Source organism: Mesorhizobium sp. M0991 (assembly GCF_040318915.1).
Classification (GTDB): domain Bacteria; phylum Pseudomonadota; class Alphaproteobacteria; order Rhizobiales; family Rhizobiaceae; genus Mesorhizobium.
The window spans coordinates 26,643-53,435 of sequence record NZ_JAMYNE010000016.1 but is presented as its reverse complement, the minus strand read 5'-3'; the positions used below and the strand labels follow the sequence as shown (position 1 = coordinate 53,435).

Here is a 26,793-nt window from a genome sequence, read left to right as displayed (position 1 = left end):
GCCGGAAAGCCCGGATGGCGAAGCTTGCCCTAGCTTCTATCCAACCTTAGGAACGCGGCGCGCAGCGCCAGCACTGCGCGCAGGATCTGGCGTTCGTCCATCGCCGCATAGCCGAGCAGCAGGCCGTGCTCGGGTTCTGTGGAATGGTAGTTGATCGAGATGTCCTGGACGTCGAGCCCCTCCTTGAGGGCGGCGGCGACCACGTCACTGTCCTTATAGGGCCTGAGGAAGCTCGCCAGCAGCTGCATGCCGGAATCGTTTTCCGTGACGGTCAGCCATTCGGCCAGATGCTCCTGGCACAGCTTGACGAAGTTCGCCTGCCGGCGCGCATAGAGCCGGCGCATGCGCTTGAGGTGCGTGGCGAAATAGCCCTGCGTGATGAAGTCGTTGACCGTTGCCTGCAGGATCAGCGGCGCGAACTGGCCGGTGATGCTCACCGCCCGGTCGAACGGCACCGACAATTCGCGCGGCACGATCAGATAGCCGATGCGCAGCGCCGGGATCAGCGTCTTGCCGAAGCTGCCGATATACACGACGCGATCGGCATGATCGAGCCCGCGTAGCGCCGGCACCGGCCGGCCGCGAAACCGGTATTCGCCGTCATAGTCATCCTCGACGATCCAGGCGCCGTTGCGTTCGGCGATGTCGAGCAGCTGCAACCGCTCCTCGATGCGCATGATGGTGCCGAACGGCCATTGGCAGGATGGCGTCACATAGATCAGCCGCGGCGGCGGCAGCTCCGGATCGGCAAGATGCCAGCCGCGCCTGTCGACCTTCAACGGTGCTAATTTGGCGCCGCTGGCGAGAAAGGCGCTCTTGGCGCCGAGATAGCCGGGCTCTTCCATCCAGACATGGTCGCCTTCGTCCATCAGCACGCGCGAGACGAGATCGAGCGCTGCTTGCGCACCGGTGACGATGATCACCTGGTCGGCGGTGCAGCTGATGCCGCGCGACAGGCCGATGGTCGAGGCAATGGCCTGACGCAGGCCGGGGTGGCCGGCAAAGGAGAGATAACCAAGCAGGCTCTCGTCGCGGCTGCGTGCATTGCGCACCAGAAGACTTGACCAGATGGTGAACGGAAACGACGCCGTTTCGGGCACGCCCGGATGGAAATTGATAACGCCGGCATTGCGCGGCGGTTGCGGGCCGTTGACGATGGTCTGGCCGCGCCGCGACAGCTTTTGCGGCGCTGCCAGTCCGGCGCGCAGGGATGCCAAAGGGCGGTTCTGCTGGATCGGCGCCACCCAGGTGCCCGATCCGGCGCGCGCCTCGATAAAACCTTCGGCAAGGAGCTGGTCATAGGCGGCGATGACCGTGTTGCGCCCGACCTTCAGATCCTCGGCCAGCGAGCGCGTCGACGGCAGCAGCGTGTTCTGCGGGATTTGGCCGTCAAGGATGAAGCGTCGCAAGGCGCCGTAGATCTGACGATGCATCGGTTCTTCCGAAGCGCGGTCGACCGACATGATGTCGAGGGAAAGGCGCATGTGGTCGGCCAAGGCACTATCCCCCGACGAACCGGGCGGCGCGGGCGATCTTTTCCTCGTTGAGCCGGCAGACGGTGTCGAGCACTAGCTGCTTTGTTTCGGGGCGGATCTCGCGACTGTTCTTCAGCGCGCGATGCACGGTGGCGGCGCCAAGTTCTGCCTTCTCGGCGATCTCCCGGATGGTGCAAAGCCGTTCCATGCCAAGCGCAGCTTCGAAAGCCATGTCGCTCCTCCTCGGTTGCATCAAGGCACGGCTTCCGGCCGGCCTCAAGCTTGAAAGTCGGGGTTTGAAATCCAGAGCAGGGATTCTGCGATCCGCGCCGCGCAGGGAGCAAGACGGCGCGGATCGCCGGGCGCTTTCGCGTCGCTAACCCCATCGAGGCGCGCGCCCATTATGTTCCTCCGGCTCGCAATGCGGGCCGGTCAGTCTGCCTGCCGCGTCGCCACTTCGAAGCCGGCCTCGCGGGCGGTGGCAAGCAGCGAGAAATAGCCTTTGCTGGCATAGGTCAGCGGATGCGCCTTGGCCGGATCCTGCTCGGCCTCGACAACGATCCAGCCTTCATAGCCGCGCGCCGCGAGGGGTTTCAGCAATGACAGGAAATCGACCGAGCCGTCGCCGGGCACGGTAAAAATGCCATCCATTACCGCCGCCATGAAGCTCATGTCCTCGCGGCGTGCCCTTTCCAGCACCGGCCTGCGAACGTCCTTGCAATGGAAATGCACGATACGGTCGAGATGCCGTTGCAACAGCGATTGCGGGTCGCCGCCCGAAAACAGGCAGTGGCCCGTATCGAACAAAAGGCCGACGCTTCGGCCCGTCGCCGCCATCAGCCTGTCGACTTCATCGTCCGTCTCGACGATGGTGCCCATGTGGTGGTGGAAGGCCATGCCGACCCCGAATGCGACCATGCGGTCGGCGAGGGCGGTCAGTTTCTCGCCATAGGACGGCCAGTCGCTGTCGGCGAGGCGCGGACGCTCGGAGATCGGCGCAAAAATGCCGTCATGGCGACCGCGCGAGGTGTCGGCGTAGACGACGATCTTGGCGCCAAGGTCGCGCAACAGCTGCAGATGTGGGGTGATCGCCGCGAATTCCTCGTCGACTGTACGGTCGAGAATGCGGCCATCATACCAGCCGGAGACGAGTTCCAGGCCATAGGAGGACAGGATCGGGCCAAGCACTTCAGCCTGGCGCGGAAATTTCCCGCCGAGCTCGGTGCCGCGATAGCCGGCCTGTGCGGTTTCCGACAGGCAGGTCTCCAGGGGCGTATCGCCGCCAAGTGCGGGAACATCGTCATTGCTCCAGGTGATGGGATTGATGCCGATCTTGACCGTCATGGCGCCAGACTTTTGCAGGCTTGGGAATACAAGCCGAGCCTGCAGACTGGCGGCAAAGAGGACCCGTCACTAGGTCCAGTTCAGCCGCATTTGGCAGAACCAATCAATGGTGACCGATTCTAGTCTTCCTTTGGGCGGCCAAAAAGGACGCGCAGTTCGTCCTTTGCGTCCTCCAGCACTTTCTTTTGCGCCGCCGGCAGGTTCTTGCCGGCTCGGTTGATGTAGAAATTCAGCATCGACATGGCGGATTGAAACGGCCCTGCCTTGCGTCGATCGCTGTGCTCGGCCGATCGCTTCAACGAGGCGGCGATTTTCCTTGGATCGTGGGATTCGAAGATGTGTTCCTCGAGGTCCAGCGCGTCGCTATGCTCGGTGACGTCGGCGGACCATTTCCGTTGCGCGGTCATGGCAAACTCCTTCCACTAGGTCGTTGCCGGGAAAACGCCTTATGGCGCACCGCTGTTCCACTTCGGCCCGAATCCCTGGAGCCACGGATTTGCCTGTCGTGGCGCTGCTCGGCTATGCGAATGCGCCGATAGTGGTCAGAACCGCCGATTCAAGAACTGCGGACAGGAAACGCTCTTGACCCCAATCGTCTCAAGCCAGGCAGGAAGTTCCGGCATCGACAGTGCCTATGCCTGGATACGGCTGGGCATCTCGATGCTGCTGGCAACGATCGGCGGGGTCGGCATGTGGGCGGTGGTCGTGGTGCTGCCTGCCGTGCAGGCAGAATTCGGCGTCGATCGCGCCGCTGCCTCGATGCCCTACACCGCGACCATGGTCGGCTTTGCCGCCGGCAATGTGCTGTTCGGCCGCGCCATCGACCGCATTGGGTACTGGGTTCCGGCGCTGATTGCCGCGATTACACTTGGCGCCGGTTTCCTGCTGGCGTCGCTGACCAGTTCGATCCTGCAGTTCACCCTCGTCCAGGGCCTGTTGATCGGCGTCGGCTCGTCGGCGATCTTCGGCCCTTTGATCGCCGATATCTCGCACTGGTTCAACCGGCGCCGCGGCGTCGCGGTGACGGCTGCCGCATCCGGCAACTATCTCGGCGGAGCGATCTGGCCGACGGCGATGCCCTATGTCATGCAGACCGAAGGCTGGCGCTTCACCTATGCCGCGATCGGCGTCGTCTGCCTGGTCACCATGGTGCCCTTGATCCTGCTGCTCCGGCGCGGCGCACCGCCCCAGGCGGCTCCGGGATCGCCGGGCAGCCGCGTGGTCCAGCCGATCTCACTGTCGCCGGCGGCCTTGCAGGCGCTGCTCATCGTCGCCGGGCTCGGCTGCTGCGTGGCGATGTCGATGCCGCAAGTCCATATCGTCGCCTACTGCATGGATCTCGGCTACGGTGTGGCACATGGCGCCGATATGCTGTCGATCATGCTGGCGGCGGGCGTCGTCAGCCGGCTAGGCTCGGGCTTCCTTGCCGATCGCATCGGTGGCGTGAAAACCCTGCTGATCGGCTCGGTGCTGCAATGCCTGTCGCTGTTGTTCTATATCCCGTTCGACGGGCTTGCCTCGCTCTATGTCGTCTCGCTGGTCTTCGGCCTGTCGCAAGGCGGCATCGTCCCCTGTTATGCGATCATCGTGCGCGAATATATGCCAGCCAAGGAGGCTGGCCAGCGCGTCGGCATCGTCATGATGGCGACCATCTTCGGCATGGCGATCGGTGGCTGGATGTCGGGCTGGATCTACGATTTGACCGGTTCCTATGCCGCCGCGTTCCTCAACGGCATCGCCTGGAACCTGCTGAACATTTCGGCCATGGTGCTGCTGCTGTGGAAGGCCCGGAGCAGCGCTGCCGTGACGGCCTGAAGCACGGCGGTACGGGTACAGTCTCTCCCGGCCGTCGCTTGACAATAGCCGAAGGCTGCGCGACGCCAGACAAGGTGTGGCAACGGGCCAGGTTGGCATGGCAGCAGTGGCAAAAACGCTGAACATCGTTTCACGGTCGCGTCTGGGCGGTTGCCCGGTGTCGGGACCAGTACGGTGATCAAGCCGCGCTCGCGCCGCGGCGGCGGCCGCCCGACCATCGCCGATGTCGCGCGCAAGGCCGGCGTCGGCGCCATTACCGTCTCGCGCGCCTTGCGCGAGCCGGGGCGTGTCTCGGAAGATCTGCGCCGCCAGATCGAGTCCGCCGTGAATGAGCTCGGCTATGTGCCCGACCCGAATGCGCGGGCGCTGGCTTCGGCGCGCGCCGAGGTCTTTGGCGTCCTGGTGCCGTCGCTTACCAACAACGTCTTTGCCGAAGTGGTGCGCGGCATCTACGACAGCCTGTCGAACGGCCCCTTCCGCATCCAGCTCGGAAACACCCACTATTCCGGCCTCGAGGAAGAGCGGCTGCTGCAGGTGTTTGGGCCGCAACGCCCGGCGGCGCTGATCGTGGCCGGCATCGACCAGACGCCGGCGTCGCGAAAACTGCTGGAAGCGGCAGGCTGTCCGGTGGTGCAGGTGATGGAGACCGGGCCCGATCCGGTCGACATGATGGTCGGGTTCTCACATTTCCAGGGCGGCAAGGCGGCTGCGGAACATCTGATCGAGGCAGGCTATCGCCGGATCGGCTTCATCGGCGCGCGCATGGATCCGCGTTCGCAGCGGCGGCTTGCCGGCTATCGCGCGGCGATGGAGGCGGCCGGCCTGTTCGACGCGCGGCTTACCACCACGACGCCGGTGCCCTCCAGCGTCACCCTCGGCCGCGAATTGTTCCGCGACGCGCTGGCCAAGTTGCCGAGCCTCGACGCGGTGTTCTGCAACAATGACGATATCGCCCTCGGCGTGCTGTTCGAATGCCATCGCGCTTCGATCGCCGTGCCGAAGACGATCGGCATCGTCGGCTTCAATGATCTGGACATGATGGAGGTGGCCTTTCCGTCGGTCACCAGCGTTCGGACCTACCGTTACGAGATCGGCCGGCGGGCGGTCGCCATGGCGCTTGCGGCTATCGAGGGCAACAGGCCGGAGCAGCGGGTCGTCGACCTTGGCTTCGAACTCAAGCGACGTGAAAGCACGGCGCGCTGAAGCGTGCTTCAACGCAATGGTGCTTTACACAACGTCATGGTAGCGCTACCACTTACCGCCGGGCGGTACTTCGCCCCGAAGATGGGAGGCTGTTTATTATACATAAGCGACAGCTCACGCTTGTTTATTATGTATAATATGATAGTTTTTGCGGGACTAGCCGGGCAACAAAGGAGGGGATCGGGTCGGCGTTCGGCCACCTGAACGCGCAACGGGTACGGCGGGAGGTGCCGGGCCGGTAATGCGCAAATTCATCGGCGTAAGAACAAACAAAACTGCAACTGGGAGGAATATCGATGATCAAGTCACTCGTTGGCGGTATCGTTGCCGCCACTGCTTTTGTCATGTTGAGCTCGTCGGCAATCGCCGATCCTGAAATCGTCAAGGGGCCATCGGCCGAGCCTGAGTGCTTCGCGCCCTGGTCGGCCGATACGCAGTTCTTCAAGTTCCCCAAGAAAGACGGCCCGTACCGCATCGCTCTGGCCAACGGCTACATCGCCAATACGTGGCGCATCCAGATGGTGCAGACGGCGAAGGCCTATGCAGCGCAGCCGGATGTCGCGGCCAAGCTCAAGGAATTCAAGGTGGTCTCGACCGGGGAGGACGTGCCGGCGCAGATTTCGGCAATCAACAATTTCATCGATTCCGGCTATGACGCGATTGTCGTCAACGCCCAGAACCCGACCGCATTCGGCCCTGTCATCAAGCGGGCCAAGGAAGCCGGCGTGGTGCTGGTCGCCTTCGACAACATCCTCGACACCAAGGATGCCATCAACGTCAATGTCGACCAGAAAGGCCTTGGCGAATTGTGGGGCAACTGGCTGGTCAAGCACGTGCCGAACGGCGGCAAGGTGCTGGAAGTGCGCGGCGTAGCCGGCACGTCCGTCGACACCGACCGCCACAACGGGATCCACGAGGTTCTCGACGCTTCCGGCAAGAAATGGGATGTCACCGAGGTCGTCGGCAAATGGGATGACGGCGTTGCGCAAAAGGCTACGGCCGATGCCATTGCCACCAACGGTCCCTTCGACGGCATTACCGGACAGGGCGGCGATACCGGCATCGTGCAGGCGATGATCGATGCCAAGCATCCGTTCGTGCCGTTCGGCGGCGAGACGGAGAATGGCTTCCGCAAATTCTGCGCCAAATTCGCCGCTGACGGCCTGAAATGCTCGTCGGCCGGCACCGGCCCGGCTCAGGTGGCGGTTGCCATCAAGACGGCGATTGCAGCACTTGAAGGCCAAATCGTGCCGCAGGCGGTCAAGCTGCCGCTGGCGATCGTCGAGGATCCGAACTTCAAGGCAGGCCAGGATTTCTTCCCCGACCAGTCCGACAATTTCTTCGTCGGCAATTCCTTCCCGACCTGCGGCATCAATTTCACGGCGCAGGAAATCATGGGCCAGAGCAAGGAAAACCAGTAAACTCCAACAGCCCGACGCCGCGGGAAATCCCGCGGCGTCGGCGCTCGACATCCTGATTGCCAAGCGCCTGGGGAGGGCCGATGGACGGTGCGGTTCCGCTCTTCCGCATGGAAGGCATATCCAAGCGTTATGGCGGCGTGCGGGCGCTGGAGAAGGCCGAACTGTCGGTCACTCCAGGCAGCATCCACGCCATTCTCGGCGAGAACGGCGCCGGCAAATCGACGCTGATCAAGGTCATGGCGGGCGTCGTCGCGCCCGACGAGGGCCGCATGATGCTGGACGGAAACGAAGTGAGCTTCGCTTCGCCGGCCGCCGCCAACCAGGCCGGCATTGTCTGCATCTTCCAGGAACTGTCGCTCGTCCCCGAACTCAGCGTTGCCGACAACATCGTCATTTCCGATCCGCCGAAACGCTTCGGCATGATCGACCGCAAGGCGCAGCGCCGCATCGCCGAAGAGGCCCTTGCTCGCGCCGGCGCCTCCGATATCCATCCGCTGGCGCTGGTCAAGGATCTTCCTCTTTCGAGAAGGCAGATGGTCGAGATCGCCAAGGCACTGGCGCGCAAGCCACGCATCCTGATCCTCGACGAGGCGACCTCGGCGCTGACCGCGGCTGACGTCGCCAGAGTTTTCGCCGTGTTGAAGCGGCTGCGTTCGGAAGGGCTGGCGCTGCTCTACATATCGCACCGCATGAACGAGATCGCCGAACTGGCCGACCAGTGCACGGTGTTCCGCAATGGCCGCAATGTCGCCAGCTACGCGGCCGGCACCAAGAGTGACAACGAGGTCGTCGAACTGATGATCGGGCGCGAATACAGCCACATCTTTCCGCCCAAGCCCGCGCGGGCGGCTGCTGCAGCCACGCCGGTTCTCGAGGCGCGCAGCCTGTCCTGGACGGATCGGCTGCACGATGTCTCGCTGTCGGTCGGGGCGGGCGAGGTGGTCGGCCTCGGCGGCCTCGATGGCCAGGGCCAGCGCGAATTGCTGCTCGCCTTCTTCGGTGTGCTGCGCGGCCTGTCAGGCCAGATCCTGATCGACGGCAGACCGGTGGCGATCGCCAGCCCGGCCGCGGCGCGTGACGACCGGATCGGCATGGCGCTGATCCCGGAGGATCGTAAGACGGAAGGGTTGATGCTGCCGATGACGGTGCGCGAAAATCTCTCCTTCGCCGCCCTCGACCGGCTGTCCAGGGCCGGCATCATCGATCGCGCCGCCGAGCAGCGGCTGATCGACGACATGGTCGGTCTCCTGGCGATCAAGACGGCCGGCCTCGACATTCCGGTCGGCGCGCTATCCGGCGGCAACCAGCAGAAGGTCGTCATCGCCAAATGGCTGATGCGGCAGCCGCGCATCATCCTGCTCAACGATCCGACGCGCGGCATCGATGTCGGCACGAAGCAGGAGCTTTACCAGTTGATGCGCAAGCTTGCCGACCAGGGTGCGGCGATCCTGTTCTATTCGACCGACTATGACGAGCTGATCGGCTGCTGCGACCGGGTGCTGGTGCTCTATGACGGCGCGGTCAAGCGTGAACTGGTCGGCGCCGAAATCACCGAGCGGGCCTTGATCGCCAGCGCGCTCAACATTCACGAAGAGATGCCAAGGCAAGGAGCGGACGCGTGAAGGATTGGCGCTACTGGCTTGCCGAACAGCGCGGAACGCTCCTGGCGTTCGGCATCTTCATCGTCATGTTCGTCATCTACACCTCGAACCATCCAGCGGGCTTCACCGCCAATGTCGTACAGACGGCCTCGAACAAGGGCGTGCTGCTCGCCTTCGTCGCCATGGCGCAGACGCTGGTGGTGATCACCGCCGGCATCGATCTTTCGGTCGGCATGATCTTCACGCTGACCAACTGCCTGGCGTCGTGGCTGGTCGTCGGCACCGGCATCGAGACCGCCTTCGGCGTCATCGCCGTGCTCGGCACCGGGCTGCTGTGCGGGGCAATCAACGGCGCCATCGTCATCTATGGACGCCTGCAGCCGATCGTCGCCACCATCGCCACCGGCGCGGTCTATTTCGGCATCGCGCTGCTGCTGCGGCCGTTTCCGGGCGGCTCGGTCAATGAAGGGCTCGCCGATGCGCTGACCGGGCGCCTGTTTGGTATTGTGCCGGCGAGCCTGGTGACGCTGCTGGCGGTCGTGCTCGTGGTCTGGGTGCCGTTCAGCCGATCGGTGCTCGGCCGTGCCGCCTATGCAGCCGGGTCCTCGGAGATGGCGGCCTACATGTCCGGCGTGCCGATCCGGCGCGGAAAGTTCGTCGCCTATGCGCTTGCCGGGCTGCTTGCCGCGATCGGCGGACTGTTCCTGACGTTCTTCACCTATACGGGCGATGCGGCCTACGCCAGCGGCAACGCCTATACGCTGTTTTCGATTGCCGCCGTCGTGCTCGGCGGCGTGTCGCTGTTCGGCGGCAAGGGCAGCGCCATCGGCGCGATCTTCGGCGCGCTTGCTTTCCGCACCATCGGCGACCTGCTGTTCGTCTTCGATTTCGATCCGCTCTGGCAGCCCCTGTTCCAGGGCGTCATCCTGCTGATCGCGGTCAGCCTCGGCGCCTTCGCCCTGTTTCGGGTCCGCAACCGGCTGGAGTGGTTCCTGTGAGCGAAACGACTGTGAGCGGCCTCGCCGGCCGCATGCCGAAATTCCTCCGCCGCGCCGATCCGGCGGTGCTCACGGCGTTCGCCTGTATCGCGCTGCTGCTGTTCCTCGGCAGCCTCTATTCGCGCAGCTTCCTGTCGCCTGAATACTTGCTGCAGCAGCTCAAGGTGGCGTCGTTTCTCGGCGTCATCGCCACCGGCATGATGCTGGTCATCCTGCTCGGCCAGATCGACCTGTCGGTACCCTGGTCGGTGGCGGCCGGCGCGATGATGGCCTGCGCCGCGGCCGCTTATGGGCCGGTCGGTGTGGCGCTTGCCATTCCATTCGGCATCTTCTGCGGTGTTCTGATCGGCATCGTCAACGGCATCGGCGTCGCCTATCTGCGCATTCCCTCGATGATCATCACGCTTGCCACCAACGCCGTCGCGCAGGGGCTGATGGTGGTCTACACGGGCGGTTTCTCGCCGCAGGATTCGGCGACCGGTGCGATGCGCTATCTGGCGACGGGGTTTGCCGTTCCTGGCGTGCCGAACGCAGTTCTCATCTGGGCGCTGATCGGCGCCGCAATGGTGTTCGTGCTAACCCGCACCGGCTTCGGCCGCACCGTCTACGGCATCGGTAACCGAGAGCGTGCCGCCTATCTTTCCGGCATCGATACAAGGCGCGTAGTGATGATCGCCTTTGCGGTTTCGGGCGGGCTCTCGGCCTTCGGCGGCGTGCTGTTGGCCGGCTATGCCTCCAAGGCGGCACAATCGATGGGCGATGCCTATCTGCTGCCGTCGATCGCCGCCGTGGTGCTCGGCGGCACCTCGATCCTCGGCGGGCGCGGCTCCTATCTCGGCACCGTCGCCGGGGTAATCCTGATCACGCTTTTGCAATCCATTCTTTCCGTCATGCAGATGCCGGAGGCGGGACGGCAGATCATCTACGGCGTCGTTATCGTCGCCATGCTGCTGCTCTATGGCCGCGCGCCGGCAAGCCGCTGACCTGCATGACCGGGAAAGACGTGGCATATAAGCCGGCGAGCACTGGACGAGCGACACCCGCCATCGTGGTGATGGGCGTTGCCGGCTGCGGCAAGTCGGTCGTCGGCGAAGCGCTTGCAGCGGCACTAGGCGCCCTCTTTATCGAAGGCGACAGGCTGCATCCGCCCGAAAACGTCGCGCGCATGGCGAGCGGACAGCCGCTTACCGATGCGCTGCGCGAGGGCTGGCTCGACGCGATCGGCCAGCGCATGGCCGCGTCGGTCGCAAGCAGACAAGGTGTAGTCGCCGCCTGCTCGGCGCTGAAGCGCAGCTATCGCGATCGCCTGCGCGGCTTTTGCCCGGATATCGTTTTCGTCTATTTGGAGATCGACCCGGCAACGGCGATGCGGCGCGTCGGCAATCGCAAGGGTCATTTCATGCCGGCAAGCCTGGTCGACAGCCAGTTCGCCACGCTTGAGGCGCCAGCGGCGGACGAGGCGGCGATAACCTTGGATGGCACGCGTCCGGTCGCCGACACCGTCGCGACCGCCTTGAGCCTGCTCGCGCGCTAGATTTGCGACGTCAGTTCGACCGGGAAATCGTCATTGTCGGCGTCGCGCATGGCCGCGAGGCTGCGGTTGTCCAGCACCTCGGCGATCGCCTGACGGACCTCCAGCATCATATGCCGGACCTGGCAGGTCGCCTCGTCGCAATCCTCACAGCGCTGGTATTGCGTGCGGCTGGCGCAAGGGATCGGCGCCAGCGGCCCGTCGAGGACGCGCACGACATGGCCGATCTTGATCTCGGAAGCCGGCCGGGCGAGGCGGTAACCGCCTTCCTTGCCCTTGCGGCTCTGGACGAAGCCGGCGTTGCGCAACTCGCCCAGGATGGCATCCAGAAACTTCTTGGGGATGTTGTTGGCGACCGCAATGTCGTTGACGAATGCGAGCTGGCCGACTGGCAGGCCTGACAGATGCACGAGGGCCTTGAGGCCGTATTTGCCTTTTTTGGTAAGCATGCCCGAGTCAACCCATAAAGCCCCAACCACCCGCATCTGGCGGCTGTTTGTGTGCAAATAATGACGGTTTGGCCGCGCGATGCCGTTCGCGCAGACAGGCCGTCCGACGACATATTGCGCGCAAACGCGTTGATTCTTCGTAACGTTTTGGCGGGCGGGCGGTCGGAACGGGCGGAAGCTGCAATTTCGGCGGGCAAATGAAGAAAGCCGGCAAACGCCGGCTTTCAATCAGTTCGCGAGGTTGGCGACGTCAGCGACTGCCGTAAGTCTGGTCGAGCAGGCCGCCCGCTGCAAAATGCTCGGCCTGGACCTTGGCCCAGCCGCCGAAGACGTCCTCCACCGTCAGCAGGCGGACATCGGGAAACTCAGCCTTGTATTTGGCGGCGACCGCCGGGTCGCGGGCCCGCAGGCCGTTGCGGGCGGCGATGTCCTGGCCCTCCGGCGTATAGAGGAAGTCGAGATAGGTCTTGGCGAGATCGCGTGTGCCATGCTCGTCGGCGACCGTGTCGACGATCGCCACCGGAAATTCCGCCAACAGGCTGACCGAAGGCGTCACCTGCTCGAATTTGTCGTCGCCATATTCCTTGCGGACGCCGCGCGTTTCCGACTCGAAGGTGATCAGCACGTCGCCGATCTCGCGCTGCACGAAAGTGGTGGTCGCAGCGCGTCCGCCGCTGTCGAAGACCGGCACGTTGTTAAACAGCTTTGTCACAAACTCCTTCACCTTGGCATCGTCGCCCTTGAAGGCTTCCTTGGCGTAGGCGGTGGCCGCGAGGTAGGTGTAGCGCGCATTGCCCGATGTTTTCGGATTGGGGAAGATCACCTGGACGTCGTCGCGCACGAGATCGTTCCAATCCTTGATGTGCTTCGGATTGCCGGCGCGCACCAGGAAGGACGGCAGCGAATAGAAGGGCGAGGCGTTGTCCGGAAAGTCCTTCTGCCAGTCGGCGGAGATGAGGCCCTTCTTGACCAGGAAGTCGATGTCGATGACCTGGTTGAACGTGACCACGTCGGCGCCGAGGCCTTCGGCAATGGCGCGTGCCTGCGCAGACGTCCCGGCATGCGACTGATCGATGGTGACGCCTGGGTGCGCGGCGACGAACGCCTTGTTGACCTGTGCAAACAGTTCGCGGCCGACATCGTAAGAAGCGTTCAGCAATTTGTCGGCCGACCAGGCTTGGGAGGATGCGAGGAACAGGCCGGCCAACGTGGCGACGCCAAGCAAAAATCGCTTCATAAAAACAGGGCTCCTTGAAACACCGTACATCGAATGGAATGCCGAAGAATAGTCGGGCAGTGCTCGACGCGACGAGGCATGCCGGTCGGATCTATGGCCTGGCTGCGAGAAAAGTATTGCTGAAATGGCCCATTACTGGAATTTTCTTCCAAGCGGCCGCATTTCGACGCGTTCTGCCGCCCCCGGTCGTTTCCACACTTCTCTGGTCAGGCTGCGAAATAGATACACATTGTGTATGCGAATGTGCTACAGGTAGGAGAGAGGAGCCCTCATGACAAAGACTACACCAGAGACCCATGCCAAGCCTGTCAATCTCCGCATCCGAGAGGATGTGCGTGTTCTGATTGATCGCGCCGCGAAAATGCGCGGGAAAACCCGTTCCGAGTTTATGATCGATGCCGCCTACCGCGCGGCCGAAGACACGCTGCTCGACCAAGCGCTGATCAAGGTCGATCCCGAGAGTTACCAGCATTACCTCGGCATTCTTGATGCGCCACCGAGTGGTGAAGGTTTTGCACGCCTGATGAATGCGCCCAAGCCCTGGCAGGACTGATGCTTTCGGCGCCCACGCCCCTTGCCGACAGCCACGATCTCGAACTTTTCCAATGCGGGACCGAGAACCTGGATCAATGGCTTCGTCGCAGGGCGCGGATCAACCAGATCAGCGGCGCCTCGCGTGCGTATGTCGTGACGGAAGGCGTGCGCGTTGTCGGCTACTACTGTCTCTCCTCGGGTGGGCTTGATCTTGCGGAAGCTCCAGGCGCCATTCGCCGCAATATGCCAGACCCTGTTCCGATGGTCGTACTCGGGCGTCTCGCCGTGGACGCAAGCTGGCAAGGGAAGGGACTAGGCTCAGCGCTGTTGCAAGACGCCGTTCTGCGCACCGGTCACGCCGCGACGATCCTCGGGATTCGCGGCATTTTTGTTCATGCCATATCGGCTGAAGCGAAAGCTTTCTATGAGCACTACGGCTTTTCGGCTTCCCCGAAGAATCCGATGACCCTGGTGCTTTCGCTAAAGGCGCGTTGAAGGCAATGTCGCTCTGCATGAAAGCGCGACCGCAGTACGGATCCACAATTGCCTTGTAGCTAAGCAGCCGGAAAAAGCTTCCAGCGCCGCGGCCGAAAAGCCACTCGACTTTTCTGCGCCGCCGGATGGTCGACGGGCAATTCGATCTCGACCCGCTGTCGTTCGCCGCCGATTTCGAGCTCGACCCGCCTGGTGCCGGCGACGCGGCGGCTGGCGGCGACCGTGCCGGCGATGCAGCCGTTGCATTCTTCCACAAGATCGACGTCGTGTGGGCGGAAGAACAGCGTCGCTTCGCCTTGCGGTGCGTGTGGCGCGGAAAGCCCGATCGGCCGGTCGGCGATCCAGACCTGGCCGTCCTCGACCTTGACCGGAAGCGAGCTCGATTCGCCGATGAAGCCGTAGACGAAGGGCGAGTTCGGCGTGTCGTAGATTTCGTCGGCGGTGCCGACCTGCTCGATGCGGCCCTGGCTCATCACCACGACGCGGTCGGCAAGCTCCAGCGCCTCTTCCTGGTCATGGGTGACGAAGACCGTGGTATGGCCGGTGGCGTCGTGGATGTCACGCAGCCAGCGGCGCAGCTCGCGGCGCACCTGCGCGTCGAGCGCGCCGAACGGCTCGTCGAGCAAAAGCACGGCTGGCTCGATCGCCATGGCGCGGGCTAGCGCCACGCGCTGGCGCTGGCCGCCCGAAAGTTGCGCCGGATAGCGTTTTTCCAGACCGGAAAGCTGAACGAGGTTGAGGAGTTCCGAGGCGCGGCGGCGGATTTCCTTCGCCGACGGGCGTGACGGCCCGTGCCGGACCTTGAGTCCGAAGCCGATATTGTCGGCGACCGTCATATGGCGAAACAGCGCGTAGTGCTGGAAGACGAAGCCGACATTGCGCTCCTGGATCGACTTTTGCGAAGCATCCTCTTCGCCGAAGAAGATCTTTCCGCGGGTCGGCCGCTCCAACCCGGCAATCAGCCTGAGCAGCGTCGTCTTGCCGGAACCGGATGGCCCCAGCAACGCGATCAACTCACCGGACCTGATGTCAAGCGAAACGTCGTGGAGGGCCGGAAACCGCTCAAACTCCTTGCGCACGTTGGCAACGCGAACTTCCATGCAAATCCCTTTTGTGGTTGATGCATGTCGTTATCCCAAAACCGGTTCCCACTTTTGGGCGACATGCATTTTGTCAGTGTCCGCGCGTCGCGGCGATCTCGGCGCCGTAGCGCATCTCGAGAAGTGTTTTCAAGACCAGCGTGACGAGCGCCAGGCCGGCAAGCAGCGAAGCGACGGCAAAGGCGGCGGCGGCATTGTACTCGTTATAAAGGATTTCGACATGCAGTGGCATGGTGTTCGTCAGCCCGCGTATGTGGCCCGACACCACCGAGACCGCGCCGAACTCGCCCATCGCGCGGGCATTGCACAACAGCACGCCGTAGAGCAATCCCCATTTGACGTTGGGCAACGTCACGTACCAGAACGCCTGCCAGCCATTGGCCCCGAGCGACAGGGCTGCCTCCTCGTCGCCATTGCCCTGTTCCTGCATCAGCGGGATCAATTCGCGGGCGACGAAGGGGAAGGTGACGAAGATCGTGGCCAGCACGATGCCCGGCACGGCAAACAGGATGACAATGCCATGCGCCTTGAGCCAGGCGCCGAGCAGGCCTTGCGCCCCGAACAGAAGCACATAGACCAGGCCGGAAATGACCGGCGAGACCGAAAACGGCAGGTCGATCAGTGTGGTCAGAAACGCCTTGCCCTTGAACTCGAACTTGGCGATCGCCCAGGCGGCGGAAATACCGAAGACGATGTTGAGCGGCACCGAGATCGCCGCGACCAGAAGCGTCAGGCGGATCGCCGAGCGCGTGTCCGGTTCGCCCAGCGCCTGTGTGTAAGCCTCGATACCTTTGGCGAAAGCTTCCTTGAAGACGATGATCAGCGGCAGGAGCAGGAAAATGCCGAGGAAGGCAAAGGTCACGATCATCAGCACGGTTCTCGCCGTGGGGCTTTCAGTCACCGCCGGCGACTGGCTCTCGTGGTGCGGCGCGTAGGATTTGATCTCCGGGTCAGCCATAGCGCTTGCGGCTCCAGGTCTGCACCAGGTTGATGACCAGCAGCATGACGAAGGACAGCGCCAGCATGATCGCCGCGATCGCGGTCGCCGCCGCGTAATTATATTCCTCCAGCCGGATGACGATCAGAAGTGGTGCGATCTCGGATTTGAAGGGCAGGTTGCCGGCGATAAAGATGACGGAACCGTACTCGCCGACACCGCGCGCGAAGGCCAGCGCGAAACCGGTGACGATGGCAGGCGCCAGTCCGGGTAGCAGAACGCGGCTGATGATCTGGAAGCGATTGGCGCCGAGCGTGGCGGCCACTTCCTCTACCTCCTTGTCGATCTCCTCCATGATCGGCTGCACGGTGCGTACGACGAAGGGCAGGCCGATGAAGACCAGCGCGATGACGATGCCGAGCGGCGTGTAGGCGACCTTGATGCCGAGCGGCGTCAGCAGGCTTCCGATCCAGCCGTTCGGTGCGTAAAGCGTTGTCAGCGCGATGCCGGCGACCGCCGTCGGCAGCGCGAAGGGCAGGTCGACCATGGCATCGACGATGCGGCGGCCGGGAAAGCTGTAGCGCACCAGCACCCAGGCCACGATCGTGCCGAAGACGACGTTGACGGCGGCGGCAATGAAGGCGGTGCCGAAGCTTATTTCAAGCGCGTTGATGGTGCGGCGATCGGTGACGATCGCCCAGAAGTCGGTCCAGCCGAGCGCCGCCGAGCGCCAGATCAGCCCGGACAGGGGAATGAGGATGATGAGGGTGAGGTAGGCAAGCGAGAAGCCGAGCGTCAATCCGAAACCCGGAATGACGCTCGGCTGCCTGAATCGCCACCCCGCCTTGGCGGGTGCTGTGGTCATGTCGTCCTGATCTAAATGCTACTGGGCCGGCTTGTAGATCTGGTCGAATATACCACCATCGCCGAAATGATAAGGCTGTGCCTTCTTCCAGCCGCCAAAAAGCGGGTCGTCGATGGTGATCAGCTTGATCTCAGGCAGCTTGGCCAGGTCCTCCGCCGGTACCAGGTCGGGCTTCGAAGGGCGATAATGGTTCTTGGCGATGATCGTCTGGCCTTCCTTGGAATAGAGATAGCTCAGATAGGCTTCGGCAACTTTCCGCGTGCCTTTGGCGTCGACATTGGCGTCGACCACGGCGACCGGCGGCTCGGCCAGGATCGAGGTCGGCGGGTAGACGATATCGAAATTGTCGGCGCCGAACTCGTCGAGCGCCAGATAGGCCTCGTTTTCCCAGGCGAGCAGCACGTCGCCCAGCCCTTTTTGCGCGAATGTCACGGTGGCGCCGCGCGCACCCGTGTCGAGAACCGGGACATGCGCGTAGAGATTGCCGACGAATTCCTTGGTCTTGGCCTCGTCGCCGCCATCCTTGGCGCTGGCGTAGGCCCAGGCGGCGAGATAGTTCCAGCGCGCGCCACCGGAGGTCTTGGGATTCGGCGTGATCACCTGGACGTCGTCCTTGACCAGATCGCCCCAGTCATGGATGCCCTTGGGGTTTCCCTTGCGGACGAGGAAGATGATGGTCGAGGTGTAGGGCGCCGAATTGTTTTCGAATTTCGTCCGCCAGTCGGGATTGATCCTCTTCGCTTTCGAGACAATGGCGTTGATATCGCCTTCGAGCGCCAGCGTCACCACGTCGGCATCGAGCCCGTCGATCACGGCGCGCGCCTGCGCGCCGGATCCGCCATGCGACTGCTGGACGGTGACCGTCTCGCCTGTCTCGGCCTTCCAGTGGGCAATGAAGGCCTCGTCGAATTGCTTGTAGAGCTCTCGCGTCGGATCATAGGACACGTTGAGAATGGTGGTGTCGGCAAACGCGAAACCAAGCGTGCCGACCTGGACAGACGTGGCGACCAGTGCGCCGAGCAGTTTCCTGAAATGAGGTTTGGTCATTTCCGCCTCCGTTGAACTCGCGCCAAATCTACCGAATTGATAGAATTTAGATGCATTCAATGTTGCCTTTTTTGGCCTATTGAAGCAATTTTTCGCCTACTTTCGGCGATGCGAGAAACTATTTTCCCCGCATGGACCATGATCGCGCTCCCGACGCGATTATCTAGAGACGGCTAGCTCTTCGGCAATGGCTGCGTCGCGTCCGAAGGTTTCGGCCGGCTATTCGGCGGTAACGGGAAAGTTGAAGCGCTCTCTTGGAAACGGCTCGTTTTCCAGCGTGAAGTGCCACCATTCGCGGGCGTAATTCTTGAAGCCGCCGGCGCGCATCGCCTCGACAAGTTTTTTGCGGTTTGCCGCCGCTTCACTGGCGAGCGGCCTATGAGCCGTTTCGCTCGCCGGATCGAAACAGTCGAAACCGGTGCCGAAGTCGAGCGTGTCGGCATTCGTCGCGCCGCAGGCCGGTTTCGGAGCGCTCTTGCGGTCGGCTCGCGCGATCGCGACATCAACCGTCGATCCGCGCGAATGGGTGGACAGTTCGCCGATATAACCCTTGGCGATGAGATCCTTGCGCTTGACCTTTGGGTACCATTGCGGGTCCGGTGGTCCGCCCGTTTTTGTCCATTCACCCATGTCGGAGACAGCCCGCGCAGGGCGATAGCAGTCGAACACGACCAACGTCAGCCCTTCGGCAGCAATCGCTTTCTGCACTCCCGAAAGCGCTTGCGCCGCTTGCCTGGTGAGGACACATGCCGGCGCATCGTAGCCGCTTACCTTGCGATGCAGGAAATTTTCGAGGCCGGCATAGCGGATATCCTGCCGGATACTGGGATCGATGTCGGCCAGCCGAACAAAGCCGGCGGGGAGGGTGTCAGCAGAGGCCGAGGAAATACCGGCGGCCGAAAGCAAGACGTAAAACCCAATCCCCTGAATCACCTGCCAGAATCTATTCAAGGGAAACTTTCACTCGACGAAAACCTTCACACTGGCCGCGCGTCCCGCCGCGTCGATCACGGTCAGGGTCGAATAGCCGGCGCCGTCCGGCTGCCAGGTCGCGGTGCGCCGCCTGTCAATGCCGACCAGCGGCTTGCCGTTGGCCAGCCAGCGGAATGGTGCGCGGCCGCCCTGCAGCTTGAGCACCAGCGGCGAGGCATCGGCCGAGGAAGTGCCGAGATCGACGCGGGCGCCGTCGGGCGGAAAGATGATGGTTGGCGCAGGTTCGGTCGGCGTCGCCTGCACCAGCCCATCGGTGCCGGCGCCGAAGCGCGTCAGCGTCACCGGTAGCTCCTCGCGCTTTGGCCGCCGGACACCGGCCGGCTGGCTTGGCAGCGGCACTGCGGCCAAACCGGAACGGACAAAGCCTTCGAACAGGATGGGCGCGGCCGAGACGTAGCCGGACAGGCCAGGCACCGCGCCGGCATCCGGGCGGCCGACCCAGACGCCGAGCACGTAGCGGCCGTCGAAGCCGACCGACCAGGCGTCGCGATAGCCGTAGGAGGTGCCGGTCTTGTAGGCGATGCCGCGTTGGGCGGCACCCTGGGGCGGCTTGACGCCTGACAGGATGTCGGTGATCTGCCAATTCGCCTGCCCGTCGAGGATGGTGGTGGTCGAGCGTTCGGCGTTCGCCGGCTCGGTGCCGTCATGCAGCGTGTGTGCCTTGCCGCCATTGGCAAGGCCGGCATACAGTTGAACCAGGTCGCGCAGGGTCACCCCGACGCCGCCGAGGCCGATCGCCAGGCCGGGCGCTTCGTTGATGGGCAAGATAGGGGTCACATCGGCCTGGCGAAAGCGCGCCATCAGCCGGGCCGGGCCAACCGCGTCGAGCACGCGGATCGCCGGGACGTTGAGCGACAATTGCAACGCCTGCCTGATGCTGACATCGCCCTGATAGCCCATGTCGAAGTTTTTCGGCCGATACCCGGAGAAATCGGCGGGGCTGTCCTCGATCAGCGTCTCCTGCGCCACCAGGCCTTGTTCGAAGGCGAGGCCGTAGATGAACGGCTTCAGCGTCGAGCCAGGCGAGCGAACGACCTTGGTCATGTCGATCCAGCCCGAACGGCTGGCATCGAAGAAATCGGCAGAGCCGACCTCACCAAGGATATCGCCGGTACGGGCATCGGCCAGTACCATGGCCACCGAGAGGCGAGGGCCGAGCCTGGCGGCGGCGTCCTTGGCCACCTGCTCCAGCCCTTCCTGGACACTCTTGCGGATCGTCAGTTGCAGCTTCTGGCCGGGGATGGCCTTGGACAGCATTGCATAGGCCGCATGGGCGGCGAGTGCCGGCAAGGTGCGCCGCAGCCCCGACACATCGTCGAGCGCCGCTCGCGCGGCCTCGCGTTCGCCGAGCAGGCCTGCCGAGACCATGCGGGTCAGCACGCGGTCGCGGGCCGCATGGGCGACGTCGAGGTTGCGGTCAGGGCGCCGCTTTTCCGGCAATTGCGGCAAAGCGACGAGCAGGGCCGCCTCCGAGACCGTCAGCCGTTTCGGCTCCTTGCCGAAATAGGCAAGCGAAGCGGCGCGCACACCTTCGAGATTGCCGCCATAGGGCGCCAGCGTCAGATAGCGTTCGAGGATCTCGCGCTTGGAAAGCCGCCGTTCGATCTGGACGGCGCGCAGCATCTGCTTGATCTTCGAGCCGAGGCTGCGGCTGTGGCGCGGTTCGATCAGCCGGGCGAGCTGCATCGATAGCGTCGAACCGCCGGAGACGATATGGCCGCTGGTCGCGAACTGGCCGGCGGCACGCGCCAGTGCCAGCACGTCGACGCCTTGATGATCCCAGAAGCGCTTGTCCTCATAAGTGACCAGCATGTCGACGAACTGCTTGTCGACCTGGTCCAGGCTGGTAGCGAGCCGCCAATAGCCATCCGGCGTAGCGAAGGCGCGCAGCAGCTGGCCGTCTCGGTCATGCACCTCGGTCGAGACCGTCAGCGCAGCTGGCAGCGGCGGCGGAAAAGCGCGGTCGAGCTGCCAGAGGGCGGCGGCGGTGATTGCAGCGAGACCGGCGAAGGAAATGCCCGTGATGGCCGCTCGGCGCAGGAATTTTCTGGAGAGCATGGCGCCGCCCCTCATCCGCCTGCCGGCACCTTCTCCCCGTGAAGGACGGGGAGAAGGGGCTTGTCCGCAACGCTGGCGACCCCCTCTCCCCGTCCTTCACGGGGAGAGGGTAAGGGTGAGGGGCGGCGCTGCATCACGTCGTTAGCTACAACCAACCAGTTTGCGTCCCTCTCCATCGTTACGGCGCCTTGACCTCCATCATGCCGGTGGCGGTGCGGGCCGAATATTGCGGCCGGTACATGTCCTCGATCGTTGCTGCCGGGTGGGCGTAGGTGCCCGGCGTCACTGCGCGCACGACGTAGGCGAGCGTGATATTGCGGTCGCCGTCGCCGTCGTTCGGATTGAACGCCGCGACGAAACGGTCGTCGCGGAATTCGAGATGGGCGGCATCGGTCTGCGCCAGCCAGGAGAAGTTCGTCAATTGGGCGCTGGAGACCAGGCCCGGATTGTCGATCTCGAAGCCGGCCGGCAACAGGTCGGTGATCAGCAGCCGCGAAGGCCAAGTGTTCTGCTCGTAAACCTTGAGCACGACGACATAGCGTTCGTTCTGCTTGACCTCCGTCACGTTGGCCCCTGTGCCGTCGAGCTTGTAGTAGGTACGGCCGATGGTAAAGCCGTTGCCGCCGGCCGGCAGAGGCTGGATCGGCGAGGCCACAGTGGTGACGACCGCCTGCAGCGGATTTCTGCCGGTATTAACGATGGTCAGCGGACTGTCGGCCAGGTCGCTGCCGGCGATCTGGTCCGAATAACCGCCGGCGTGCGGTGCGCCGTTGACGGTCAGCGCGATCGATTCATTGCCGGCCTTCAGCGCGCGGGCCGCCAGCAGCATCCAGGACTCGTCCTGCGTGCTGGTCCACCTGGCGTCGGCGCGTTCCCTGGTCACCAGTTGGATCAGCGCCGGCACAATGGTCGGCACCGGCTTGCTTTCCGCGGCAAGCGCCAGGATCGCCGCGCCGTCACGCAGTGGCGAGCCATAGTCGGACCGGTAATAGTCATATTCGGGCGTCGACTTGGCCAGTTGCAGCGCGGCCTGGAAGGTTGCCTCCGAGCGCTGCGTGTCACCGTAGAGCGCGAGAGACGCCGCCAATTGGGCGACGGCCATCGGGCTGGTAAAGGCTTCGAGCTGGGTGTCGGCATAATAACGCAGATCGCCGACCGAAGCCTTCTTGTTGCGGGCAAGCACATAGAGCGCATAGGCGATCTCGCTGCCGCGATCCTGGACGTCCTGATCGTAGCCGATCGCGTTCTGCAGATTACTCAGCGCCTGGTTCATTGCCAGGGCCGGTACGTCGTACTTCTGCTCGCGCGCCCGGGTCAGGAAATCGGTGACATAGGCGTCGAGCCACAGATCGCCGGAACCCGGACCCCATAGGCCGAAGCTGCCGGCCGAGGCCTGGTAGCTCAGCACCTTGTAGATGGCGTCCTGGACGCGGCCATGCAGATCGGGGTCGCTGGCCATGCCGATACCGGAAGCCATCTCGTTGACGTAGAGAAGCGGCATGGCGCGGCTGGTGGTCTGTTCGGCGCAACCATAAGGATAGCGGTCGAGCGTCATCAGCAGTGACGGCACATCGAAGGCAGCCGCCTGCGAAACGCCGACGCTGACCGAAGCGCCATCGAGCAGGCTTGCCGCCAGCAGTTCCTTGTCGACGCGCAGCGCGCCGCCATTGCCCTTGAGGTCGACGACCATGCGGGTGGTCACCGGCAGTTGCGCCGGGCGCACCGGAACATAGAGCGTCTGCTCGACGGCGGTGCCGTCGGCATGCGCAAGCTTGACGGTGATTGAGGCGTTGCCCGCGGTCTGCGCAATCAACGGCACGGTCAGTGTCTGCCGCTTGCCTTTGGCCAGCGTCAGCTTTTCAGGCAAGGCGGCACTGCCGGTAGACAGGTCGCCCGTCGTGTCGATGGTCAGCTTGTAGTCGCCAGCGGGGCCGTCGGTGTCGGCGACGTCGAGCCGCATGACGGCGGAATCGCCGGGCGCCAGGAAGCGCGGCAGGCCGGCGGTGATCACCACCGGATCGCGCACGATGACATCGGACTGGGCATGGCCGACCGCCTCCTTGGTCCAGGCGACGGCCATGACGCGCACGGTGCCGTTGAACTGCGGAATGTCGAAGTCGATCCGCGCCTTGCCGTCGGCATCGAGCTGAACCGGGCCGGAGAAGAAGGCGACCAGCTTTTCGGTCGGCGGACTGCCTTGGGACTGCATGTTGGCGCCGTCGCCGCCGGTGCGCAGCTTGCCGGTCGTGCCCAGCGAGCCGTCGATCAGCCGGCCATAGATGTCGCGAACCTCAAGACCGAGCATGCGCTGCCCGAAGAACCAGTTCTCCGGATCCGGTACCTTGTAGTTGGTCAGGTTGAGGATGCCGACGTCGACGGCCGCGACCATGACATAGGCGTTGGTGCCGGGCTGCACGCCGGCGACGGCGACCGGGATCGACAGCTGCTGGCGCGGCATGGTCTTGTCCGGCGGCGCCAAGGTGACGGCAAGCTTACGCGAGCCGGGATCGAGCTTCAGCCATTTGACGCCGATGGCGCGGGCCGGCATGCGTGTCTCTTGCGCATCGCCCGGCCTGAACAGCGTTGCCGTGACGTAGGCGCCGGCGCCCCAGTCGTCGCCGACCGGGATGTCGACGGTGCTGCCGCCTGCCGGCACGCTGGCGGTTACGGTCTTCAGGAGCTTGTCGGCGCCGATGGTGACGAGCAGCTCGCCGGCAAAGTGCGGCGACACTTTGAGCTTGGCCACTTCACCCGCCGCATAGGTATCCTTGTCGAGGGCGATCTCGAGCCCGTCGGGCGTTTCGGTGGTGGTGGAACTGACATACCAGCCGGCGTCGAACTCGTAGCTGGTGGCCGGGCCTTCCGGATCGGCTGTCTCGATCTCGAGCCGGTAGCGGCCCCAGTCGACCGGCAGCGACATGGTAGCCTCGCCATCGGCGCTCAGGTCGACCTGGTCGTTGGCCACCGCCTTGGTGAAGGTGACCGGCTCATAGTTCCAGGAGTTGCTCGAGCGGTACCACTGGTAGCTGCGCTCGACCTTGACCAGCGACCACTGCGCGCCCTTCAGCGCCTCACGCTTGCCGTCTGGGTCGACGGCGATCAGGCTGAACTTGGCCGTGCCGCCCTGCGGCACCTCGTCGTCGTCGAAATCCGGGCGGATGCCGATCATGTGGCCCTGCGGGCGGATGCCGATGTTCAGCGAGCGCTCGATCGCACGGCCGCCGGTTTCGCGCATCCTGACCGTGACCTTTGCATCGACCAGCTTGGTGGTCGACGGCAATTGATCGACGGAAACCGGGAAGGTCGCCTTGCCGTCCTCGCCGACCACCGGCAGGCCGGTGAAGGGCGTCACCGTCGGTTCTGCCGACTGTTCGTCAGCCAGACCGAAGGAATAGCCCTTGAAGCGGTCCCAGTCGCGGCCGGTCGACAGCGTCAATTCGCCTTCGAGCGCCAGGCCCGCGGCCGGCGCGCCATAGAGAAAGCGGCCGTCGACGGTAATGTTGGCGGTCTCGCCCTGGGCGATCTCCTGCTTGTCGGAGGACAGGTCGAACTCGATGCGATCCGGTACGAAGTCCTCGACCAGGAACATCTGGCTGGCGACCGCCGCCTGCTTGGGATCGGTATGGATCGCCACCGTCCAGGTGCCGCGCATGGCGTTGGGTTCCAGCGGCAGGTCGACCGCGTGACCGCCGGCCGATGCGCCGTCGCTGACGATGCGGCGGTCCTCGACGCCGTCGGGCCGCGAGAAGATGAAGGTCAGCGGCAGGTTCTCGACCGCCTTGGCGGCACTGTCGCGGGCAAGAGCCGCGACATGGACGTCCTCGCCGGCGCGGTAGATGCCGCGCTCGGTCCAGGCATAGACGTCGAGCGCGCCAGGCGCCGGCCGTCCGGCGACGCCACGGTCGGACAGGTCGAAGCCGGCGCGGCCCATATCGAGGAAGACGAAATCGTCGCCGCCCTGTTTGGCCATCAGCACGGCCGGCGCCATGCCGCTGTCGCCGCGCGTCAGGCCGGGATTAAACACCGCCCGCCCTTCCGCGTCGGTAGTCGCGGTGCCAAGGACTTCGTTGTTCCTGGCCAGCAGCGTCAGCTCGGCGCCGGCAATCGGCTTGGCGGTTGCGAGCGAACGCGCAAAGACGTTCAGCCCATCCTGTCCGGTATAGGTCGACAGGCCGATATCGGAGACGACGAACCACTGCGTGGCGTGCGAATCATAGTCGTCGCTGCGATCGTTGACGGCTTGTGCGGTCAGCACATAGACGCCGGGCTTGCGCTTCGGCAACGCCTCGTCGATGGGGAAGGAGGTGGTGACTTCCTTGTTGAGGTCGTTGGCGATTTCGAGCTGGCCTTGCCAGACCGGCTCGCCCATCTGTTCGGAGATGTTCGAAATGTCGTAGCCGTCAAGTTGGCGCAGGAACTGATATCCCGACAGAAGCTGGGCCAGCGAGCGGTCGCCGATGCGGAAGAGCTTCATTTCGGCGGCATTCATGTTGACGGTGACGACCGGTATGCCGCGGCGTGCGCCGGCGGGCAGCACGAAGCTGTCGCCGGTGAAGCGAGCCGAAGGCGCGCGGTCCTGCACATAGATCGACAAAACCACCGGTGCCGCGGTGACCTCGCCAATGGCGGCCGGCAGGCCGGCGCGGAAGGTCACGTCATAATGTTGGCCGTGCTCGAGCCCTTCGACGCAGATCTGCTTGTCCTTGGCTTCGACGCCCTTGGGAGCGGCGTTGTCGACGGTAACGAATTGCGAGTAGTCGACGCCGGTCTTGACCAGCTCCTCGGAGAACTGCGCGCAGATGCGTGGCGCGCTGGTGTCGGCATCGACGGTATGATCGATGACGCGGAAGCCCTTGCGGGCCTTGAGATCCTGATAGGCGGCCCTGACTGCCGGCGAATTGACCAAAGCGAGGCTCGCCTCGTAGGCCTGCAGGGCCGGCCTGTAGAGATCGCGGCGATCAAGGCCGTCCCCGAGCAGCGCCAGCACGTCGGCGCGCGTCTTGGTGGTACGCAGCAATTTGTAGGCGTTGAAGGCGGCGGAAGTGGCGTTCGCCGGCAGCGTCGACGGCTCCGAACTGTTGGCGGTCGGATGGACGGCAAGCGTTTCGCGCGCCAGCTCGAGCCAGAGCTGGCCATCATCAGGTAACACCGAAACCGCCGCCTCGTATTTGTGCATGGCCGAGCGATGATCGCCCGTCAGCGCCGACTGTTCGGCGGCCGCCCTCAGCGCCGTCAGCCCCTCGGTCGGCTTGGTGTAGGTCGGGCCAGTGAGCTTGTTGCGGTATTGCTGGGCCTGGTCGGCCATCCAGTTGGGGAAGAAGGCGAGCTCGGGTGGCGCGCCGATGTCGGGATCGCCATCGATGTTGACGACCTTGCCGGCGACGGCGCCGCCGAAGGGTTTCAATGAATTGTAATCGGATTTAAGGAAGCACCATTTGGCCTTGAGGTTGTAGGTGAAGGCGCGGCAGGCCGGGTCGCCGAGGCAGGTGGTCTTGCACTGGTCGAGGCTGACATTCTGGTCGGATCTGAGATCGAAACCAAAATAGTCGGAATTGTCCGATGTCACCACCCGCCGGGCTTCGGCCGCTTGCGCGACCCCGCTCCAGGCGAAAAACAGAAGGAAAAGAATCGATAGACCACGAGCCGCGCGCATTGCCATAAACCCCTCCAGACAAGTGCTTACGTCCAGA

The 26,793-nt window shown here is 63.9% G+C and carries 22 protein-coding genes; 9 read left to right on the top strand and 13 right to left on the bottom strand.

Annotated elements, in window-relative coordinates; all coding sequences use genetic code 11:
• Positions 1-29 precede the first annotated feature (29 nt).
• From mocR to NKH70_RS22240, 4 genes are all read right to left on the bottom strand, one after another.
• Positions 30-1,496 (bottom strand): rhizopine catabolism transcriptional regulator MocR, encoded by a 1,467-nt coding sequence (gene mocR, locus NKH70_RS22255; protein ID WP_352978835.1) that lies wholly within the window; start codon positions 1,494-1,496, stop codon positions 30-32.
• Positions 1,497-1,500: 4 nt separating this feature from the next.
• The gene (locus NKH70_RS22250) at positions 1,501-1,707 is read right to left on the bottom strand and encodes a LacI family DNA-binding transcriptional regulator (protein ID WP_352912702.1); all 207 of its coding nucleotides are present in this window, start codon (positions 1,705-1,707) and stop codon (positions 1,501-1,503) included.
• Positions 1,708-1,907: 200 nt separating this feature from the next.
• Positions 1,908-2,819, bottom strand: a complete 912-nt coding sequence (iolE, locus tag NKH70_RS22245; RefSeq protein ID WP_352912703.1) for a myo-inosose-2 dehydratase — start codon at positions 2,817-2,819, stop codon at positions 1,908-1,910.
• A gap of 119 nt (positions 2,820-2,938) precedes the next feature.
• Positions 2,939-3,226 carry a DUF3175 domain-containing protein gene (locus tag NKH70_RS22240; RefSeq protein ID WP_023721237.1) on the bottom strand — a complete coding sequence of 96 codons (288 nt, stop codon included), beginning with the start codon at positions 3,224-3,226 and terminating at the stop codon, positions 2,939-2,941.
• Positions 3,227-3,401: 175 nt separating this feature from the next.
• On the opposite strand from NKH70_RS22240, the gene NKH70_RS22235 reads away from it, so the two are divergent.
• From NKH70_RS22235 to NKH70_RS22205, 7 genes are all read left to right on the top strand, one after another.
• On the top strand, positions 3,402-4,634 hold the full coding sequence (locus NKH70_RS22235; RefSeq protein WP_352912704.1) for an MFS transporter: 1,233 nt from the start codon (positions 3,402-3,404) through the stop codon (positions 4,632-4,634).
• A gap of 174 nt (positions 4,635-4,808) precedes the next feature.
• Positions 4,809-5,837 (top strand): HTH-type transcriptional regulator GntR, encoded by a 1,029-nt coding sequence (gene gntR / locus NKH70_RS22230; RefSeq protein ID WP_352716938.1) that lies wholly within the window; start codon positions 4,809-4,811, stop codon positions 5,835-5,837.
• A gap of 296 nt (positions 5,838-6,133) precedes the next feature.
• Positions 6,134-7,258 carry a sugar ABC transporter substrate-binding protein gene (locus NKH70_RS22225; protein WP_352978833.1) on the top strand — a complete coding sequence of 375 codons (1,125 nt, stop codon included), beginning with the start codon at positions 6,134-6,136 and terminating at the stop codon, positions 7,256-7,258.
• Between the two features lie 80 nt (positions 7,259-7,338).
• Positions 7,339-8,880, top strand: a complete 1,542-nt coding sequence (locus NKH70_RS22220) for a sugar ABC transporter ATP-binding protein (protein ID WP_352564357.1) — start codon at positions 7,339-7,341, stop codon at positions 8,878-8,880.
• Positions 8,877-9,857, top strand: coding sequence for an ABC transporter permease (locus tag NKH70_RS22215; RefSeq protein WP_352978830.1), 981 nt, complete (start codon positions 8,877-8,879; stop codon positions 9,855-9,857). Before NKH70_RS22220 ends, NKH70_RS22215 begins: the two co-directional genes overlap by 4 nt.
• On the top strand, positions 9,854-10,840 hold the full coding sequence (locus NKH70_RS22210; RefSeq protein ID WP_352516747.1) for an ABC transporter permease: 987 nt from the start codon (positions 9,854-9,856) through the stop codon (positions 10,838-10,840). Before NKH70_RS22215 ends, NKH70_RS22210 begins: the two co-directional genes overlap by 4 nt.
• Before the next feature lie 5 nt (positions 10,841-10,845).
• Entirely contained in the window at positions 10,846-11,391 is a 546-nt protein-coding gene (locus NKH70_RS22205) for a gluconokinase (protein WP_353026004.1), read from the top strand.
• Here NKH70_RS22205 and NKH70_RS22200 read toward each other — a convergent pair.
• Together NKH70_RS22200 and NKH70_RS22195 are read right to left on the bottom strand one after the other, a co-directional pair.
• Positions 11,388-11,837: an RrF2 family transcriptional regulator gene (locus NKH70_RS22200; RefSeq protein WP_006202816.1), complete on the bottom strand. Its 450-nt coding sequence runs from the start codon at positions 11,835-11,837 to the stop codon at positions 11,388-11,390. The two genes, NKH70_RS22205 and NKH70_RS22200, sit on opposite strands and share 4 nt — an antisense overlap.
• A gap of 250 nt (positions 11,838-12,087) precedes the next feature.
• Entirely contained in the window at positions 12,088-13,074 is a 987-nt protein-coding gene (locus tag NKH70_RS22195) for a sulfate ABC transporter substrate-binding protein (protein ID WP_352912708.1), read from the bottom strand.
• 271 nt (positions 13,075-13,345) lie between these two features.
• Between NKH70_RS22195 and NKH70_RS22190 the strand changes: the two genes are divergently transcribed.
• Both NKH70_RS22190 and NKH70_RS22185 read left to right on the top strand, forming a co-directional pair.
• Positions 13,346-13,627, top strand: a complete 282-nt coding sequence (locus NKH70_RS22190; protein WP_352465242.1) for a type II toxin-antitoxin system TacA family antitoxin — start codon at positions 13,346-13,348, stop codon at positions 13,625-13,627.
• Positions 13,627-14,103, top strand: coding sequence for a GNAT family N-acetyltransferase (locus NKH70_RS22185; protein WP_352978826.1), 477 nt, complete (start codon positions 13,627-13,629; stop codon positions 14,101-14,103). Before NKH70_RS22190 ends, NKH70_RS22185 begins: the two co-directional genes overlap by 1 nt.
• 59 nt (positions 14,104-14,162) lie before the next feature.
• Here NKH70_RS22185 and NKH70_RS22180 read toward each other — a convergent pair whose 3' ends face one another.
• The 7 genes from NKH70_RS22180 to NKH70_RS22150 form a co-directional block, all read right to left on the bottom strand.
• A complete protein-coding gene (locus NKH70_RS22180; RefSeq protein ID WP_352716926.1) occupies positions 14,163-15,203 on the bottom strand; it encodes a sulfate/molybdate ABC transporter ATP-binding protein in 1,041 nt (346 codons plus the stop codon).
• Positions 15,204-15,276: 73 nt separating this feature from the next.
• On the bottom strand, positions 15,277-16,161 hold the full coding sequence (gene cysW / locus NKH70_RS22175) for a sulfate ABC transporter permease subunit CysW (protein ID WP_352716924.1): 885 nt from the start codon (positions 16,159-16,161) through the stop codon (positions 15,277-15,279).
• The gene (cysT, locus tag NKH70_RS22170) at positions 16,154-17,005 is read right to left on the bottom strand and encodes a sulfate ABC transporter permease subunit CysT (RefSeq protein ID WP_352665961.1); all 852 of its coding nucleotides are present in this window, start codon (positions 17,003-17,005) and stop codon (positions 16,154-16,156) included. Before cysT ends, cysW begins: the two co-directional genes overlap by 8 nt.
• A gap of 18 nt (positions 17,006-17,023) precedes the next feature.
• The gene (locus tag NKH70_RS22165) at positions 17,024-18,052 is read right to left on the bottom strand and encodes a sulfate ABC transporter substrate-binding protein (RefSeq protein WP_352978824.1); all 1,029 of its coding nucleotides are present in this window, start codon (positions 18,050-18,052) and stop codon (positions 17,024-17,026) included.
• A gap of 219 nt (positions 18,053-18,271) precedes the next feature.
• Positions 18,272-19,003 carry a M15 family metallopeptidase gene (locus NKH70_RS22160; protein ID WP_352912712.1) on the bottom strand — a complete coding sequence of 244 codons (732 nt, stop codon included), beginning with the start codon at positions 19,001-19,003 and terminating at the stop codon, positions 18,272-18,274.
• Positions 19,004-19,012: 9 nt separating this feature from the next.
• Complete coding sequence (gene pbpC, locus NKH70_RS22155; protein ID WP_353026001.1) at positions 19,013-21,103, bottom strand: penicillin-binding protein 1C; 2,091 nt, start codon at positions 21,101-21,103, stop codon at positions 19,013-19,015.
• Between the two features lie 178 nt (positions 21,104-21,281).
• Positions 21,282-26,762: an alpha-2-macroglobulin family protein gene (locus tag NKH70_RS22150; protein ID WP_353026000.1), complete on the bottom strand. Its 5,481-nt coding sequence runs from the start codon at positions 26,760-26,762 to the stop codon at positions 21,282-21,284.
• Between the last annotated feature and the right edge of the window lie 31 nt (positions 26,763-26,793).